The sequence below is a fragment of the Agrobacterium sp. NPDC090273 genome (assembly GCF_044772305.1).
Classification (GTDB): Bacteria; Pseudomonadota; Alphaproteobacteria; order Rhizobiales; family Rhizobiaceae; genus Agrobacterium.
Genome location: NZ_JBIVYN010000002.1, coordinates 36,620 through 52,663 on the forward strand (window position 1 = coordinate 36,620; position 16,044 = coordinate 52,663).

The 16,044-nt window shown below is 57.1% G+C and carries 12 protein-coding genes and 1 pseudogene; 7 read left to right on the plus strand and 6 right to left on the minus strand.

Features of this window, described 5'->3' with window-relative positions:
• Position 1: 1 nt before the first annotated feature.
• The 5 genes and pseudogenes from ACIQT8_RS06585 (at position 2) to ACIQT8_RS06605 (ending at position 7,052) form a co-directional block, all read left to right on the plus strand.
• Positions 2-1,801: a thiamine pyrophosphate-binding protein gene (locus tag ACIQT8_RS06585; RefSeq protein WP_400964471.1), complete on the plus strand. Its 1,800-nt coding sequence runs from the start codon at positions 2-4 to the stop codon at positions 1,799-1,801.
• Positions 1,802-1,958: 157 nt separating this feature from the next.
• Positions 1,959-2,858, plus strand: a complete 900-nt coding sequence (locus ACIQT8_RS06590) for a DMT family transporter (protein WP_400964472.1) — start codon at positions 1,959-1,961, stop codon at positions 2,856-2,858.
• Positions 2,859-3,083: 225 nt separating this feature from the next.
• Entirely contained in the window at positions 3,084-4,997 is a 1,914-nt protein-coding gene (locus ACIQT8_RS06595; RefSeq protein ID WP_138795863.1) for a potassium transporter Kup, read from the plus strand.
• A 132-nt stretch (positions 4,998-5,129) separates the two neighbouring features.
• Positions 5,130-5,990, plus strand: a pseudogene (locus tag ACIQT8_RS06600) (lipid kinase); the annotation flags it as partial.
• A 96-nt stretch (positions 5,991-6,086) separates the two neighbouring features.
• Positions 6,087-7,052, plus strand: a complete 966-nt coding sequence (locus tag ACIQT8_RS06605; RefSeq protein ID WP_400964473.1) for a magnesium and cobalt transport protein CorA — start codon at positions 6,087-6,089, stop codon at positions 7,050-7,052.
• Positions 7,053-7,115: 63 nt separating this feature from the next.
• Here ACIQT8_RS06605 and ACIQT8_RS06610 read toward each other — a convergent pair whose 3' ends face one another.
• Complete coding sequence (locus ACIQT8_RS06610) at positions 7,116-8,036, minus strand: LysR family transcriptional regulator (protein WP_400964474.1); 921 nt, start codon at positions 8,034-8,036, stop codon at positions 7,116-7,118.
• A 127-nt stretch (positions 8,037-8,163) separates the two neighbouring features.
• Here ACIQT8_RS06610 and ACIQT8_RS06615 point away from each other — a divergent pair, with 127 nt between their 5' ends.
• Together ACIQT8_RS06615 and ACIQT8_RS06620 are read left to right on the plus strand one after the other, a co-directional pair.
• Positions 8,164-10,575, plus strand: a complete 2,412-nt coding sequence (locus ACIQT8_RS06615; protein ID WP_400964475.1) for a membrane-bound PQQ-dependent dehydrogenase, glucose/quinate/shikimate family — start codon at positions 8,164-8,166, stop codon at positions 10,573-10,575.
• Positions 10,576-10,802: 227 nt separating this feature from the next.
• Positions 10,803-12,119 (plus strand): replication-associated recombination protein A, encoded by a 1,317-nt coding sequence (locus tag ACIQT8_RS06620; protein WP_400964476.1) that lies wholly within the window; start codon positions 10,803-10,805, stop codon positions 12,117-12,119.
• Positions 12,120-12,167: 48 nt separating this feature from the next.
• Here ACIQT8_RS06620 and ACIQT8_RS06625 read toward each other — a convergent pair whose 3' ends face one another.
• Genes ACIQT8_RS06625 through ACIQT8_RS06645 form a run of 5 tightly spaced genes read right to left on the minus strand, consistent with a single transcriptional unit; the run spans position 12,168 to position 16,044 of the window.
• Complete coding sequence (locus ACIQT8_RS06625) at positions 12,168-12,653, minus strand: hypothetical protein (protein WP_400964477.1); 486 nt, start codon at positions 12,651-12,653, stop codon at positions 12,168-12,170.
• 55 nt (positions 12,654-12,708) lie between these two features.
• Entirely contained in the window at positions 12,709-13,641 is a 933-nt protein-coding gene (locus tag ACIQT8_RS06630) for a phosphatidate cytidylyltransferase (protein WP_138795856.1), read from the minus strand.
• Entirely contained in the window at positions 13,638-14,288 is a 651-nt protein-coding gene (locus ACIQT8_RS06635; RefSeq protein ID WP_400964478.1) for a lysophospholipid acyltransferase family protein, read from the minus strand. Before ACIQT8_RS06635 ends, ACIQT8_RS06630 begins: the two co-directional genes overlap by 4 nt.
• Positions 14,288-14,725, minus strand: a complete 438-nt coding sequence (locus tag ACIQT8_RS06640; RefSeq protein ID WP_400964479.1) for a hypothetical protein — start codon at positions 14,723-14,725, stop codon at positions 14,288-14,290. Before ACIQT8_RS06640 ends, ACIQT8_RS06635 begins: the two co-directional genes overlap by 1 nt.
• A complete protein-coding gene (locus ACIQT8_RS06645) occupies positions 14,722-16,044 on the minus strand; it encodes a phosphatase PAP2/dual specificity phosphatase family protein (protein WP_400964480.1) in 1,323 nt (440 codons plus the stop codon). The genes ACIQT8_RS06640 and ACIQT8_RS06645 overlap by 4 nt, the downstream gene beginning before the upstream one ends.

Below are 16,044 nucleotides of genomic sequence, written 5' to 3' on the forward strand. Positions count from 1 at the left end.
GATGAACGTTGTCCAACCCTGCTTTCACAAACAGAAGGAGATCGTCGTGCGCGGCGCGGATATTCTAGTGGACATGCTGATCGGTTATGGCGTCGAAGTCATCTTCGGCGTGCCTGGTGACACCAACGTCCCTCTTTATGAAGCTCTGCAGGAGCGGGAAGGCAAAATTCGTCACGTGATGGCGCGCGATGAGCGGTCTGCCGGCTACATGGCCGATGCTTACGGTCGCTTCACCAGAAAACCCGGCGTTTTCGAATGCCCATCGGGTGCGGGCGCCATGTATTCGCTGCCGCCCGTGGCTGAATCCAATTCGTCGTCCGTCCCGGTCATCTTGCTGACCATCGACATTCCTCTTCCGGGTGAAGGACGTGGCGTTCTGACAGAACTCGATTGCGCACGCCTTTTCGATCCGATCACGAAGATGTCTGTTCAGGTGAAGTCGGCCGAGAAGCTGCCCGAGATCATTCGCCGAGCATTTCGCGTTGCCTGTTCGGGTAAACCCGGCGCAGTCCACCTGCAAATCCCTGAGGACATGCTGCTGGCGAACGTCGACCCCGCCAGGATCTCGCTCCATGTTGAAACGGAATGCAAACAGTTCCCCGCCTACCCTACGCTGCCATCACCCGACAAGCTGGACACGCTGATGTCGTTGCTGACAACTAGCCGTCGACCGCTGATTGTCTCAGGCGGCGGCGTGAACCGGTCCTGTGCGGGCCCCGAAGTGACCGCACTCGCAGAATGCCTCAACATTCCCGTATGCACCACCATGACTGGACAGGGCACAATGCCGGACGATCATCGCCTGGCAGTCGGCGTTATCGGCGACAACGGATTTCATCCTCATGCCAATTGGGCGCTGGAGCACGCCGACTTCGTTCTCTTCGTTGGTTCGAAAATGGGCTCTGTCGTCACCATCGGCTGGACCTTCCCCAAGATCACCCTGAACAAGCGCGTCGCCCAGATCGATATCGATCCGGAAATCATGGCTAACAACTACGAGAACGTCGTCTCCGTCCAAGGCGATGCGCGCCTCGTACTTGAGCGCCTGATCGCAATGGCTCCAACCGATGCCGATCATGGTTGGACCCAGGAATGGGTTGATGAACTGAATGATCTTCGTGCAAATTTCTGGGACAATGCCGAAAGCCTTTTAAGCTCTGAAGCTTCACCGCTCAGACCAGAGCGCGCAGTTCGCTGCTTCAATGAAGCGTTAGAGGCCTATGGGAAGCCCGCCCATATCTACTCGGACGCGGGAACACCTACGCCACATATGACCCGTTTCCTGAAACTCACCGACCGTCGGACGCGGATCGCAATTCCCCGCGCATTCGGCGGCCTCGGTTCGGCTTTACCGGCAACCGTCGGCGCATGGTTCGCCGACAAGGAACGCCGCCCGATCGGTATGTTTGGCGACGGCTCGTTCGGGATGACTGTCGGCGAACTGGAAACACTGGTTCGGTTGCAGGTGCCAGCCATCCTGTTGCTGTTCAACAACGGCACGTTCGGGTGGATCAAGGGACTGCATCGGCTGAAGGGCCATAACCAGTGCTTCGGTGTCGACTTCATGCCACCACGCGGGCAGGCAATCGCAGAGGCTTTCGACGTCAAGGCTTGGACGGCGACGAATTCAGCTGAGCTTGACGCTGCACTCTCCGAAGCATTCGCCTATAAGAACGGCCCCTGCCTGATCGACATCCACGTGGAATCGATCGCCGATCGTGTGCCACCAGTCTATTCTTGGCTGACGAAACGCGGCAAAGATCCACTCAGCATCGAGGCCGAGGAGGTCCGTTATTTTTGACGTTTGACGCATCCGAGGAGGCCGTGCAGCAGCCGGTCCTCCATCGCGGTTCCAGGTCTCGTCAGAACTTGTAAAAATGGCAATCGAGACACTGGCTTGCCGCCGAGCCACCGGGTAAGACACGCCTCAGATAGATCTTTATAAAGACGTTGAGACGATGTCGAACACAACGAATACCAACCCACTTGTCGGCATCGCCCTTGCCTCTGGTGGATATGCATGTTTTGCAGCGCAGGATGCCATCGTTAAGTGGTTGGTGGCCGACTACGAGGTTCCGCAAATTCTGTTCATTCGCAGCCTCGTCATCGCCCTGATTGCGGGCTTTCTCGCACAATATTATCGTCACCCATCGATCATGAAGAGCCAGTACCGTGGCACGGTGGTTGTGCGCGCCATGCTGATGCTGACGGCGTGGCTTCTCTTCTATAATTCCGCACGGCATCTCGGGCTTGCCGAACTGACAACGCTTTATTTCTCTGCACCGATCATCGTGGTTTTTCTTTCAATTCTGATTTTGAAAGAAAAGGTTGGCGCGGGCAGATGGATCGCGTGCCTCGGTGGATTTGCGGGGGTTCTTATTGCGGCCAATCCAACGCATTCGCCGAGCTTGATTCCGGCTGCGCTGTGTGTGGTTGCCGGTTTCTGCTGGGCATGGAGCACAATTCTGATCCGCCTGGTGAGCAGAACCGAAACCACGCTGACACAGATGTGGACCACAAGTTTGCTGTTTGCGATCGCCTGTGCCTTGTCCTTGCCATGGCTGTGGAAAACGCCTAACCTGATGGGATGGGCCCTGATGATCGGATTGGGCCTGATCGCAACGGTCGGCCAATATCTCCTTTACGAGGGCTTTCGGCATGCTCCTGCCTCGGCACTCGCACCTACCGAATATACGGGCCTGATCTGGGCTTTCGTTTATGGGTATGCAATCTGGACCGAAATCCCCTCGACCAGTGTATTTGCCGGAGCGCTTCTGATTGTCAGCTCAAGCCTTTTCCTTGTTGTCTGGGAAAGCCGTGCAGGAAAATCGGCTACAAAACAGTCGTGTCCTTCGTAGCAAACTGCCCACTCGCCTAATCAGGCGAAAAAAGCGGAAAGCGTTTAAGCCCCAGCGTGAGGTCCATGCGTTTGCCGAACAAGGCACGTCGCTAAAAGATGAAATGTGACAGGCATCAAATGGTGCGATTTTCGCGACCTCGGTCCGGATCTTGGAACAGGGGAATTGCGTGAAGTTTCACGATGCACCATAAAGAGCCGCAATGACCGAACGCCCGGAGACCTTATGACGTCCTCGAACTCCCAAGTCTCCGGCACTCGGTCCGAGACAAGAAAGTTTCTCGTTTTACTCCTCGGCTCCATTGGTGTCGTCTACGGAGATATCGGCACAAGTCCACTTTACGCGTTCAGGGAATCGCTGCGCCCTTTTACGGCAAACGGTGTTCAGCATGAGCACGTTGTCGGCCTGATCTCCCTTATGATCTGGACGCTGACAATCATCGTCACATTCAAGTACGTGCTATTCTTGTTGCGTGCAGATAATGACGGAGAAGGTGGCACGCTATCGCTTCTCGCGCTTCTGATGAAGAAGACAGGAAGCTATATGCCCGTGCTGTTCTTCGCTGGCCTGGTCGGATCTGCTCTCTTCATCGGTGACGCGATGATCACTCCCGCACTGTCCGTGATGTCGGCTTTGGAGGGAATGAAGCTGGTTACACCGGCTTTTTCTGACTATGTTCTACCGTTGTCAGCACTCATAATGGTTGGACTGTTTGCGGTTCAATCGAAAGGCACCGGGGCGGTTGCAAAGTTCTTCGGTCCGATTACCGTCGTTTGGTTCCTGGCAATGGCCTGGGGCGGCCTTATCCATATCGGCGACGACTGGACAATCCTCGAAGCGCTCAATCCGATCAACGCGCTTTGGTTCATCACGCACGCGGGCTGGGCCGGGCTCATCGTTCTTGGAGCAGTGTTTCTGACTGTGACGGGCGCGGAGGCTCTTTATGCCGATCTAGGTCATTTCGGGCGCAAACCCATCAGCGCAGCCTGGTTCATCCTTGTGTTTCCAGCTCTTGCCCTCAACTATCTCGGTCAGGGCGCGCTTGTCCTCAGCACCCCTGCGGCAATCGAAAATCCGTTTTACCTGCTCTACCCAGAGTGGGCACTGCTTCCGATGGTGATCCTGGCGACGATGGCGACGGTCATCGCAAGTCAGGCCGTTATAACGGGCGCGTTCTCCCTTGCTCGCCAGGCCGTTCACCTTGGTTTCCTGCCGAAGCTCATGATCCGCTTCACATCCGAGACGAACACTGGGCAGATCTACGTGCCGGCTGTTAACATGGTTCTATTCATTGGCGTGCTGGTCCTGATCTTCTCGTTCGGGGATTCGGAATCGCTTGCGACCGCCTACGGCATTTCGGTAACGGGAGCGATGGTCGTCACAACGCTGATGGCTTTCCAGTTTCTTCGTTCCGTCAGAGGCAGATCTGCATTCACTGCAGCAATCCTGCTGGCGCCCCTCTTTGCGATCGAAGCGGTATTCCTTGCCGCAAACCTCCTCAAGGTTCACGATGGCGGCTGGGTGCCCCTGGCTCTGGCAGGTGTCATCATCCTTGTCATGTGGACATGGACAAAAGGGTCTCGTTATCTCAGAGAAAAGATTGCACGAAACGACATCCCGCTCGACACCTTTATCACGTCGCTTGAAGGCTCCATCAATCGTGGTTCGCGCAATGCGCCTGTTTTGGTACCGGGCACTGCCGTGTTCCTGACAAGTGTCCCGGACAAAGCGCCGGGTGTTCTTCTCCACAACCTCAAGCACAACCACGTCCTTCATGAACAGAATGTGATCCTGACGATCTGGACGCATGACAAGCCTTACATCTCAAACTCAGAGCGCGTAGAAATCACCCGAATTTCAAAGCATTTCATGCGCCTCGACATGAATTTCGGCTTCATGGACGATCCGAACGTCGTCAAGGCGCTACCGCTTTGCAAGAAAAAAGGTTTCAAGTTCGAGATCATGCAGACCTCATTCTATCTCGGCCGCCGCAATCTCATCGCGACACCGAATACGGGTCTGCCGTGGTGGCAGGAAGACCTCTATATTGCGCTGGCCGGTATCGGGATTGATCCGTCCGCCTATTTCAACCTTCCACCAAACCGCGTTATTGAGTTGGGCGAACAGGTGGCGATCTAGTGCCTTCGAAGGCGACCAGCCTGGCTTTGATAAAGACTGCTTGAGACAAAAGAGCCTCATTGCACTCTGGTGTTGCACTGCACATATGATGCTGCATGACCCCAGAGACCATCGCCGACGCAAGGCTGACCAAAAAAAGCGCTTCTACTCGTCAATCCCCACTCCAGACGTGGACGGGAGGGGCTTGCCCAGGCACGACATCACCTTGGAGAGGCGGGTATCAGCATCGTTGAGCCCTCGCAAGATTTGTCATCAGCGTCAGACCTCATCGTCCGCCATCGCGACACTGTAGACCTCGTCATCGTTGGCGGTGGTGATGGCAGCCTGAACAATGCTGCTCCCGGATTGCTGGAGGCAGGGCTTCCCTTGGGCGTATTGCCACTTGGTACGGCCAACGATTTTGCTCGAACCATGGGCATCCCGCAGGATCTTCGAATGGCAGCAGCCGTTATTGCAGCAGGTCAGACGACCGCGGTTGACCTTGGCACCGCCAATGGGCACGCGTTCTTCAACGTCGCCAGCATCGGTTTCAGCGCCGATCTCGCCGCCTCGCTGACCCAACAGGCGAAAAAGCGATGGGGTAAACTGGGATATGGCCTCGTCGCAGCGCGACTGCTTGCAAATTCACGGCTTTTTACTGCCCATCTCGACCACGACGGGAAAACAGAGAAGCTTAGGACCCTACAGGTTTCTGTAGGAAATGGTCGCTTCTACGGTGGCGGGATGGCCGTTCATGCGGATGCCACGGCAACGGACGGAATGCTCGATTTCTACAGTTTAGAAGTCGATCATTGGTGGCGTCTGCTTGGATTGTTACCGGCAATCCGCCGCGGAACACACGGAGATTGGGATGATGTTCGCGCCTTTTCGACCAAAGCTCTGACGATAGAGACAAGCAAACCGCGCCCGGTAAATCTGGACGGCGAACTCAAGACGCAAACCCCGGTCCAGTTTGCGATCATCGAGAAAGCGCTCAAGGTATTCATACCGTAGCCCTACTGCCATCGTACATTCAGAGACAAGCTTGGAACAAGGGACGCCGTGTCTTAGTCTCTCTGCTCTTGTCGTGCCTGATCGGATCGGATTTTTATGACCATCGTTGCCTCCTATCTCTACCGAAACGGCAAACGTGCCGAGGAAGTCCCACTTGTCAACGAACCCTTTGCCGCAACAGAAGGAGAATTCGTGTGGATAGGACTGACCGATCCAACCAGTGAGGAAATGGCCAGTCTGCAGACGATGTTCGGCCTGCATTCGCTGGCAGTTGAAGATGCGATCAATGGCAAACAGGTGCCTAAAGTGGATGTCTATGGAGAGCAACTTTTCGTTGTCGCCAAGACTGCCCATCTGGAGGGTGACAAGATCGCTTATGGAGAGACCTGCATGTTTGTCGGCAGGAACCATCTGATCTCGGTCAGACACGGTTCGGCGCGATCCCACAAGGAACTGCGCCATCAGCTTGAGCAGTCGCCGAAGCTCTTGGTCCATGGACCCGACTACGTGCTGCACGGCATCCTCGACTTCATTGTCGACGGCTATCTTCCGATGGTCGAGACGCTGGAGGACAAGGTGCTCGACATGGAAAGGCACGTCCTTGTCTCCTTCCTGCAACCTGAGCAGATCAGGCGAATTTTCCGCATGCGCAGACAGGTGATCAAGTTCCAGCGCATCCTTGGCCCTATGGCCGAAGTGGTGGGCAAGCTGTCACATCTGGAGCTACCCTGTGTCGACGACAATGCCAGACCGTTCTTCAAGGATGTCTATGACCATGTTCGCCGCGTCGAAAACCTCGTTGGCGGCCTGCGTGACATCATGACATCCGTTTTCGAGGCTTCGAACCTTCTGGAGCAGCAGCGCCAGGGAGCGATAACGAGACAGCTCGCGGCCTGGGCAGCAATCCTCGCCGTGCCGACGGCGATCGCCGGGATCTACGGCATGAACTTCGAGCATATGCCGGAACTCAAGAGCGAATACGGCTATCCAGCCGTCATCGGCGTCATCATCACCCTTTGCGCAACCCTCTATTATCGTTTCCGCAAAACAGGCTGGCTTTAAGCCGCGAGTGGCTGCAGAGTGCCACTTCGGCGTCGTTGGACGACCGTGATCTTTGGGTCTCGATCACGATTTTTCCAGGCCGGCTGTCAGCACGCTCGCCGCATGAACCACCTCATCATGGAATAATCTCGCATAGTGCGTGATGCCTCCGTCCCGGCTATTCGTCAGAATTCCAAGGTCGCGGAAAACCGGTGGGTCTATCAGCTCGACCGAGCACAGAAGAGGATCACCTGGTGGCGGGCAGTTCATGCGGGGAAGCGCACTGACACCCATCTCAGCCTCAACCATGCCGGCAACCGCAGAGTAGTGACCGAACTCCATGACCGTCCGCACCGCGATATTCCGGCTCTTCATCGCTTCATCGACCGCATATCGGGTGCCGCTGCCGGCATTGGCTCCAATGAAATCGTAGTCGAGAAGCTCTGACCAGGAGACAGCTCCCTTCCCCGCGAGTGGATGGTCGCGGCGAAAAACTGCCCTGAACGGGTCAGCGATGATCTTGCTGAAATGGACGTCCTTGTCGTCGTGCGGGAGAAAGCTTGCGACGGCGAGATCGAGTTTGCCTTGGTGCACCATATCGAACAAATGATCAGCGCTTCCATCCCGCACCGAGACGACCACATCGGGATGGTTCGCTCTAAATCGCACGAGCGCTTCAGGAAGGTACTTGACCGCAGCAGAGGCAAGAATGCCGACTTGGAGCGTTTTGTTGGAATCCGCGCGACGGCGTGTGACCTCTATGGCATCACGCAACGCAGGTAGAAGCGGCGCAAGACGTTCCTGCAGTCCGGCACCATCGGCAGTCAGACGAACACTTCGGGTGCTGCGCGTGAACAAGGTGACGCCAAGCGAGTTTTCCAGCAGCGCAATATTCTGACTGAGCGCAGGTTGCGACAACCCCATCCGTTCCGATGCGACCCTGAACGAGCGCGCTTGGGCGACTGCCATGAACGCTTCAAGATGCCGGATAGGCGGCAAACTCATTGTTTGGTTTTCCTTATCGATATCTTCGAAATTTCGATTTGTCTTATAGATACGAGCGCCGTAAGTCCTGCGACAAGTCGGCGCAGGGTTTCCTCCCACCCAGCGCGACTGAAATAAGGATTCATTCATGAACAACTCGAACCCTCGGCCGATCAACATGATCGGACGACTTTATCTGGTTTTGCTGGGGCTGGTGATCAGTGCAGCAGGACTGTTTTTTGTCACACTCGGCGGCAAGCTCGCACTGCTTGGTGGAAGCTGGTATTTTGTCCTCGCCGGTGCGGCGCTGGTTATTTCGGGTCTTGCGATCGTAATTGCGCGACCATTCGGCGCCACGCTCTTCCTCCTGGTTTGGCTTGCAACCCTTCCCTGGTCCGTTTTTGATGCAGGGCTAGAATTTTGGCCGCTTGTTTCTCGCAACTTCGCGCTTTCCATCGGTGCGATTGTGGTGCTGCTGAGCCTACCTCTGCTGAACAAGGCGAGAGGGAAAGCCGCCTCTAGTGTCGGCTACGTCGCGACGGCGGTCGTCATCGCTCTTGGTTGCGCTGTTGGTGTCTGGGGAATGTTCCAGCCGCATGGTGTCATCCGAAACGAAACGTCGCCTGAGCTGGCGGATGTCTCCCGCCCGGCGGATTGGACGAGCTACGGTGGAAATGACAATCACGACCGTTTTGCTCCGGCTGACCAGATCAATCGTGAGACAGTGGGCGACCTGACGGTCGCTTGGACGGCCAAGACTGGCGATCTTCCTGTCAGCGATGGCGGCGGCGCGGAAGACCAAACCACGCCACTGATGGTCAATGACTCTCTTTACGTCTGCACACCTCATAACAATGTCGTTTCTCTCGACCCCGTAACAGGCGAGAAGAAGTGGGAATTCAAGTCCGGCGTAACGAACGATGACTGGCAGCGTTGCCGCGGTCTCGCTTACTTTGACGCATCGAAGCCCGTTGCCGAACCAACAGCAGCAGGGTCCAGTCCCATCATCAAGGCATCCTTGCCCGCAAACGGGGTTTGCACACGCCGGGTGCTGATGAACTCAACCAAGGGGCAGCTTGTCGCGATCGATGCAGATACCGGACTTGCCTGCGCCGATTTTGGAGCCAACGGTATTGTTGACCTGAACGTTGGCATGGGTCCGGGCGCTGCGACCGGCGATTACTATCCAACGTCAGCACCAACACTTGCCGGCACGACAATCATTGTGGGTGGCCGTGTCGGTGACAACGTTTCGATTGATATGCCTGGTGGTGTCGTGCGCGGCTTCGACGTGATGACAGGCGCATTGCGCTGGGCCTTCGATCCGGGCGATCCGGGAATGAAGCAATTGCCTGAAGGACAGATCTGGACGCGATCGACGCCAAACGTCTGGGCGCCGATGTCGTGGGATGCGTTGTCGAACACGGTATTCATGCCGGTTGGCTCCGCAGCCATCGACCTCTGGGGTGTAAAGCGTCGCCCACTGGATCGCCAATATGGCGCAACCATGCTGGCGGTAGATGCAACAACAGGCCTGGAAAAGTGGCGTTACCAGACGGTGCACGACGACCTCTGGGACTTCGATGTCCCGATGCAGCCGACCCTCATCGAGTTCGATGGCCGTCCGGCGATGGTGTTTGGGACAAAGGCAGGGCAAATCTTCGTTCTGGATCGCCTCACGGGCAAGCCTCTGACAAAGGTCGAGGAACGTGCGGTGCCAGCCGGTGATATGCCAGGCGAGACCTATTCTCCGACACAGCCGATTTCCGTTGGCATGCCGCAGATCGGCGCGGATACTCTGACGGAATCGGATATGTGGGGTGCGACGCCTTTCGATCAGCTCGTATGCCGCGTCAAGTTCAAGTCGATGCGCTACACGGGCCTGTTCACACCACCTGGCACTGATGCATCGTTGAACTTGCCGGGCTCGCTCGGCGGCCTCAACTGGGGTGGTGTGTCCTACGATCCGACCAGCAACTATGCCTTCTTCAACGATATGCGCCTCGGTCTCGAAGTGCAGCTCGTCCCCTATGACGGAGATGCGAAGGCCAGCAACGGCGATGAAAACGCGCAAATCACGGCATCGAGCGCCCAGCCACTCGTCGGCACGCCTTACGCAATCACTGCCAAGAACCGCTTCATGTCGCCGCTCGGTATTCCTTGCCAAAAGCCACCTTTTGGAACGATGACTGCCGTGGACATGAAAACCCAGAAGATTGCCTGGCAGATACCAATGGGTACAGTTCAGGACACTGGCCCCCTCGGTATCAAGATGCATGCATCGATACCAATCGGCATGCCGACGATCGGTGGGTCATTGGCGACAAAGGGTGGTCTTGTGTTCTTTGCCGCGACGCAGGATTTCTACCTCCGCGCGATCGACAGCGCGACGGGTGCGGAGGCCTGGAAGGCACGCCTTCCTGTCGGCAGTCAGGGAACGCCGATTAGCTACGTGGCGCGTGATGGCAAGCAATATGTCGTCATTTCCGCCGGAGGAGGTCGCAACTCTCCGGAGCGTGGCGACTACGTGATTGGTTACGCACTTCCTGAAAAGAACTGACAGAACCTCGAGAAGGCCCCGGAAAAATCCGGGGCCTTTTTCATAGAGGCTATAACGGTCATCGACAGGAGGTCAATTTGAACACTGGCTGACATTGGGCAGAGTTTTGCCCACCTGGCATGTTCTGTCGTTTGACCCTGCTTCTATGAGCCGATAGACGAGGATTATCCCGTTCACCGGCAGCACCGATATAGCGGCCGGACGGAAAACCTTTATGCGAGGCCAGCATGACCGATCTTTTCGATGCAGCACCCCGTCCCGGTTCCATGCCGCTCGCCGCTGAATTGCGCCCTGCGACGCTTGACGATGTCATAGGTCAGGAAAAGGTTCTCGGTGAAGGGACGATGCTTCGTCGCCGGATTGCGGCAGGCCGGCTTGGCAGCATCATTCTCTACGGGCCGCCCGGCCTCGGAAAGACCTCCATTGCCCGCGCCATCGGCAACATGCTCGGAAAGAATTTCAGGCCATTGCATGCGGCACACAACAACGTTGCCGACATCCGCAAAATAGCGGACGAGGCTCGGATGCGCCCGACATTGCTGTTTGCCGACGAGGTGCATCGCTTCAGCGCGACGCAGCAGGATCATCTCCTGGCGCTGTGCGAGGAAGGGGTCGCTGATTTCATTGGAGCGACAACCGGCAACCCCTATCATACGTTGACGCCCGCTCTCATCTCCCGTTCCACGATCCTGAAGCTGGAGCCCTTGGCGATCGAGGAGATGGAGGAAGTCTTGCGCCGTGGCCTTGATCATCTCGAAGGCCAGGGCATCACGGTGCAGCTCGCACCGGCGCTCCTTAGGCGTATCGCCGGGCGCTCAGGAGGTGATGCGCGACGCGCGCTCACCGTCCTGGAAGGACTTGTCGTTGGCCATCCTTCGGGTAAACCGGTTCTCATCACGGAAACGATGGTCGACGAGGCTTACGCGGCAGCCCCTGTCAACCACGACCGTTCCGGTGATGCGCATTACGATGTCGTCTCGGCCTTCGTGAAGTCCATGCGTGGCTCCGATCCGGATGCGACACTTTACTGGCTGGCACGACTGGTTCATGGCGGAGAAGACCCACGTTACATCGCGCGCCGTATCATGATCCATGCCTCAGAAGATGTGGGCCTCGCCGACAATACGGCACTTCAAACCGCTGTTGCAGCGCTCCATGCCGTCGAGAAAATCGGCTATCCCGAAGCACAGATCGTGTTGGCGCATGCCGCACTCCACGTGGCGCGCGCACCGAAATCGAATTCGGCTTGCCGAGGTATTTCGCTGGCACTCGCCCATGTGGCAAATGAAGCACCGTCAGCAGTGCCTATGCATCTGCGAGACGCGCACTATAAGGGTGCTGCCGCACTCGGCCATGTCGGATACGCCTTCCCGCACGATGATATGCGCGGCTGGAGTGATCAGGACTATGCCCCGGACGTGCCGCGCGGCGCCTTCTACCAAAGCGATGCACGCGATGCCGCAACTTTCGAACGGCGAGCGGACCAACACTGGGATCAGGTAACCGGTCACGCCACCCCGCGCCGTTTCGAAGACAAACGCTGATTACCAGCCGCAGCTGTCCGAGAGACGAATGCCTTCGACTTTCGCTTTTCAGGGACGAATGTTGTCCTGATTTGCAACGATGGAGCTGGTTTTGCATTGGAGGCGAAGCTGCTCGTTATTCTTCGCGTCATTGCTGAAGGCATCCAGAGACTTGTAGACGCGGATTTCGGCTTCACGGATCTTTCCGTCAAGCGTCTTATCTTCTGTCACGAAGAACGAATAAACGTAGTTCTTGTTTGCCAAGCCGACGCCCATTGCGAGGTCGGTCGGATGATCTGATACAGTGTCTTTCGTCGAAAAATAGTAGCCATCCGCTTCAAAATAGAGCTCTGCCGGTTTCGTTCCGACCACGTAAGTATAATAATGGCTTTTGAGGCTCTTATGGCTTTCAGGATCGGCGATTTCGCAGAACTCCGCACGCGCACTCGATCCCGCTATGTCGCAGGCAAACAATGTCTGCCACGGCGGCAGGCAGTTGGCCTTGGCAGCAAACGGGAAAAGAGCCAGTGCAACAGCGAGCAATCGACGTTTCATAATCGGTCCTTTAAATCACTTATGTTGATGGTCTACGGAGAAGCGTTGCAGACAACTATGTCCACGCGTAACGGACGATATGGAAAAATACGGGCGCGGCAAAAACCAGGCTGTCCGCCCTGTCCAGCATGCCGCCATGGCCTTCAATCATGTGGCCCCAGTCCTTGACACCTCGGTCACGTTTGATGGCAGAGGCGACGAGCCCCCCGAAAAAGCCCATGACGCAAGAGAGCGCGGCCAAAACGCCGGCTTCGAGGGGCGAAAAAGGTGTCAACCAATAGAGGCCCGCGCCCATCAGCGACGCACTGGCGATACCACCGATCAGACCTTCCCAAGTCTTGGACGGCGAGACACCCGGAGCGACTTTGTGGCGGCCAAAAAGCTTACCGAAGATATATTGCAGTACGTCGCTACCCTGCACCGTCGCAATCAGGAAGGCGATCAACAGCAGGCCGCGTCCCTCATTGCCGGGAATGGGCAGGGTCACCAGGGCCGGCACATGGCTGATGCAGTAGACCGCAAGCATGATGCCCCATTGCTGCTCGCTGACACGCTCGAGAAACCGGGAGGTATCGCCGCGCATAGCCGTGAGCGCAGGCATGGCAAGGAAACAGTAAACGGGAATGAAGATCGAATAGAGCCCGTACCAGTCGATCCAGATCAGATAATATTGAACCGGAATGATGATCAGGAACATGCCGAGCAGTGTCCAGCGGTCGGCATGGCGGGTATTGGTCAGCGTTACATATTCCCGCAAGGCAGCGAAGGAAACGAAGGCAAAAAGAAGCAAAACACCGCCTGTGCCCATCAGGAAGGCGAAGCTGATACCCGCCACCATGATCCACCATGCCTTGATGCGTGCATTGAGATTGACCAGTGTCGACGGCAAGGGTTTGGGGCTTCGCCATGACAGCACACCGGCAATGACACTCGCCGTCAACAAGATACCGACAAGCCCGAAAAAGAGGCGCGTAGTGTCTTCGGTCATCGGCTGTTTCCATCCTTTCGGGGTGCAAGCGCAAGAAGCGACTGCCGCGCGCGGTCAAGAAAATCCTTGCGGTCCTCGCCCTCTTGAAGCGTCACTGGCGCACCAAAAACCACCCGGCACAGGAGTGGTATCGGCAATAAAGAGCCCTTGGGTAAAACGCGGGACATATTCTCGATCCAGCAGGGAACAAGTTCAACATCCGGTCGGGCCGCAGCGAGGTTATAGAGGCCGGAACGAAACCGGAGCAACGGTTCCTCCGTCATGTTGCGGGTGCCTTCGGGGAAGAAGATCAGCGATTGACCGGAATCGAGCGCGTCAAGCATGACCTGCATCGGATCGGCCGTACGCTCTACCCAATTGCGCTCGACAAGAACCGTTTGCAGCAGCCTGCGGGAAATGAATTGGCGGACACGGCCAGATCCCCAATAATCCGCCCCGGCGACGGCCGCCGTCCGGCTGCGCTCAGCCGGGATCAAGCACGTCGAGACAAGAATGAAATCGCCGTGGCTTGCGTGATTAGCGTAGTAGATCCGCTGGCGTCCATTCGGTGGCGATCCGGCCCAAATAGGCCGCACACCTGTCACCCCCCGAGCAAGGACAGCGAGTACGGAACCGGAAACGATCTGAAGCAAAGAGGCGTGGCCCATCAAGGTCGTCCTCCATCCATCGCATCAAGCAGAAGAACTGCGTAGAGCAGGATGCCAATGGAAAGGGCCGACCATTGCAGGAGAACAAGCCGACGGCATCCGGACACACGTTGAGACAGGGGCGCCGGAACCGTTGGTTTTGGTCGAAGTCCCATGCGCGCCAACACATCGTCAATCACCATCAGACCAGCCTCTTCACTGTCGTATGATGCGGCCATTCGAAACAGCAATGCGTCAAACAGGAGGTGAGCAGCGAGCGCGAGAGGAACAAGGCAGAATGCAAGCAGCAACCACCATCCCAGTGCGGCCGTAAACCCGTATGCGCCGGCTGTTACCGGGGCGACAGCCAGAAGAAAAAGCGCAAGAAGCCCCCCGCCGATGCCGTTTCGCCGCAGGTTCCGGGCCACTCCTGCCGCTTCTGTTGTCCAGTCCTTCATCGCGCCGCCTCATCAATCGCCGCAAAGATCGTCGACTTCAGGTGAACCGGTCGGCCAAGCGCCTTGAGCTGTGCGGCCGCCGTAGCCGCGTCTGCTGCACGCCCGGAACGCACAAGCCAGCAAGCGGCGACAGCGGCACTCCGCTGAAAACCGAGAGCGCAGCAAATCAGAACCCGCCCACGCACACGACCGTCATCAATCGCGAGCGCGCCCTCGCGAATACTTGCTCCAGAAAGGGGTATCAGGTCGAGCGACGGGATCGCGCGCCAATTGATGCGCTCTTCGCCAGGCGCCAGAAATTCCGCAGTCATGTCGACCACTGCGGCATAGGGGTCGAGTTCACTCCGGTTCGGAACACGTCCGAGAAAAACGCCACCACCGATGTCGACCGCCGCCGGAAGGCTCCGTGTCCACCACCAGCGGTTTACCCGTGCACCAAATCGATAGGGCCAGAGCAACCAAAGGCTTGCAAGGCTCGCAGTCCCGTCCTGCTGCTTCTGGAATATCTGCGGCCCTGCGCCAGCGTAACCGATCGCAACGAGCAGAAAAGCCAGGCTTGGCCAGAGCCACAAAAGCCCTGCACCGTTGCTCGTCACCGAGATGACAGCAAACAGCAGGAAAGCCCCGGCGACAACACCATAGGCGAACGCCAGCCGCCGTGCCTTTCGGTCGGTCGTGAGGGTAAAGCCCGAAAGCGGCGACGCGTTAGCGACAGGGAAAAGCCAAAGCGCAAACAGTCCAAGCAGCGCACCGGTGGGAATGTCGATAATGTGATGTTGCCAGGTGGTAAGCACCGATACCCCGATCAGCAGGCTCCAGACATGCCAGGTCGCCCGCCAAACGCCCGTCAGCCGCCTGCGCCAATGATCCCAGATGATCACCAGCAGGGCGATGTGCAGCGAAGGCGCCTGATTGAACGGCTTGTCGAAACCACCAAGGACATCGAACATGAAACCCGGAAGACCATGAGTTTCCGGTCGAACGAAAATGGCCTGCAGGGGAAATGCGAGGAAGCAAGCGATGGCGATGATCTGCGCCGTCAGATAACGGCGCGCCAGGCGGGTGACATCGTCCGGTGTCTCGTTGACAAAGAGAGACAGCGCATAAAAGGCGTTGATCGACCAATAGGGAATGATCGTCCAAGCGAAGAATGGAACGTTCTTTTCCCAGGCGAAAGCAAGGTTAGGAACATGCTCTCGCAGCGATGCCAGCCAGTTCGCCAAACCATAGGTGAGATAGAAGAAAGGTGCGAGAAACAGGAGCCAGAGCACGGCCGCTCGCACGACAGCGCCTCGCGTGCCCGCCGGAACGGATGTCAT

Excerpts from the sequence above, each read along its gene's own strand:
- ACIQT8_RS06585 (WP_400964471.1), top strand. The coding sequence starts at position 2 with ATGAACGTTGTCCAACCCTGCTTTCACAAACAGAAGGAGATCGTCGTG.
- ACIQT8_RS06590 (WP_400964472.1), top strand. The coding sequence starts at position 1,959 with ATGTCGAACACAACGAATACCAACCCACTTGTCGGCATCGCCCTTGCC.
- ACIQT8_RS06595 (WP_138795863.1), top strand. The coding sequence starts at position 3,084 with ATGACGTCCTCGAACTCCCAAGTCTCCGGCACTCGGTCCGAGACAAGA.
- ACIQT8_RS06605 (WP_400964473.1), top strand. The coding sequence starts at position 6,087 with ATGACCATCGTTGCCTCCTATCTCTACCGAAACGGCAAACGTGCCGAG.
- ACIQT8_RS06610 (WP_400964474.1), bottom strand. The coding sequence starts at position 8,036 with ATGAGTTTGCCGCCTATCCGGCATCTTGAAGCGTTCATGGCAGTCGCC.
- ACIQT8_RS06615 (WP_400964475.1), top strand. The coding sequence starts at position 8,164 with ATGAACAACTCGAACCCTCGGCCGATCAACATGATCGGACGACTTTAT.
- ACIQT8_RS06620 (WP_400964476.1), top strand. The coding sequence starts at position 10,803 with ATGACCGATCTTTTCGATGCAGCACCCCGTCCCGGTTCCATGCCGCTC.
- ACIQT8_RS06625 (WP_400964477.1), bottom strand. The coding sequence starts at position 12,653 with ATGAAACGTCGATTGCTCGCTGTTGCACTGGCTCTTTTCCCGTTTGCT.
- ACIQT8_RS06630 (WP_138795856.1), bottom strand. The coding sequence starts at position 13,641 with ATGACCGAAGACACTACGCGCCTCTTTTTCGGGCTTGTCGGTATCTTG.
- ACIQT8_RS06635 (WP_400964478.1), bottom strand. The coding sequence starts at position 14,288 with ATGGGCCACGCCTCTTTGCTTCAGATCGTTTCCGGTTCCGTACTCGCT.
- ACIQT8_RS06640 (WP_400964479.1), bottom strand. The coding sequence starts at position 14,725 with ATGAAGGACTGGACAACAGAAGCGGCAGGAGTGGCCCGGAACCTGCGG.
- ACIQT8_RS06645 (WP_400964480.1), bottom strand. The coding sequence starts at position 16,044 with ATGACATCCGTTCCGGCGGGCACGCGAGGCGCTGTCGTGCGAGCGGCC.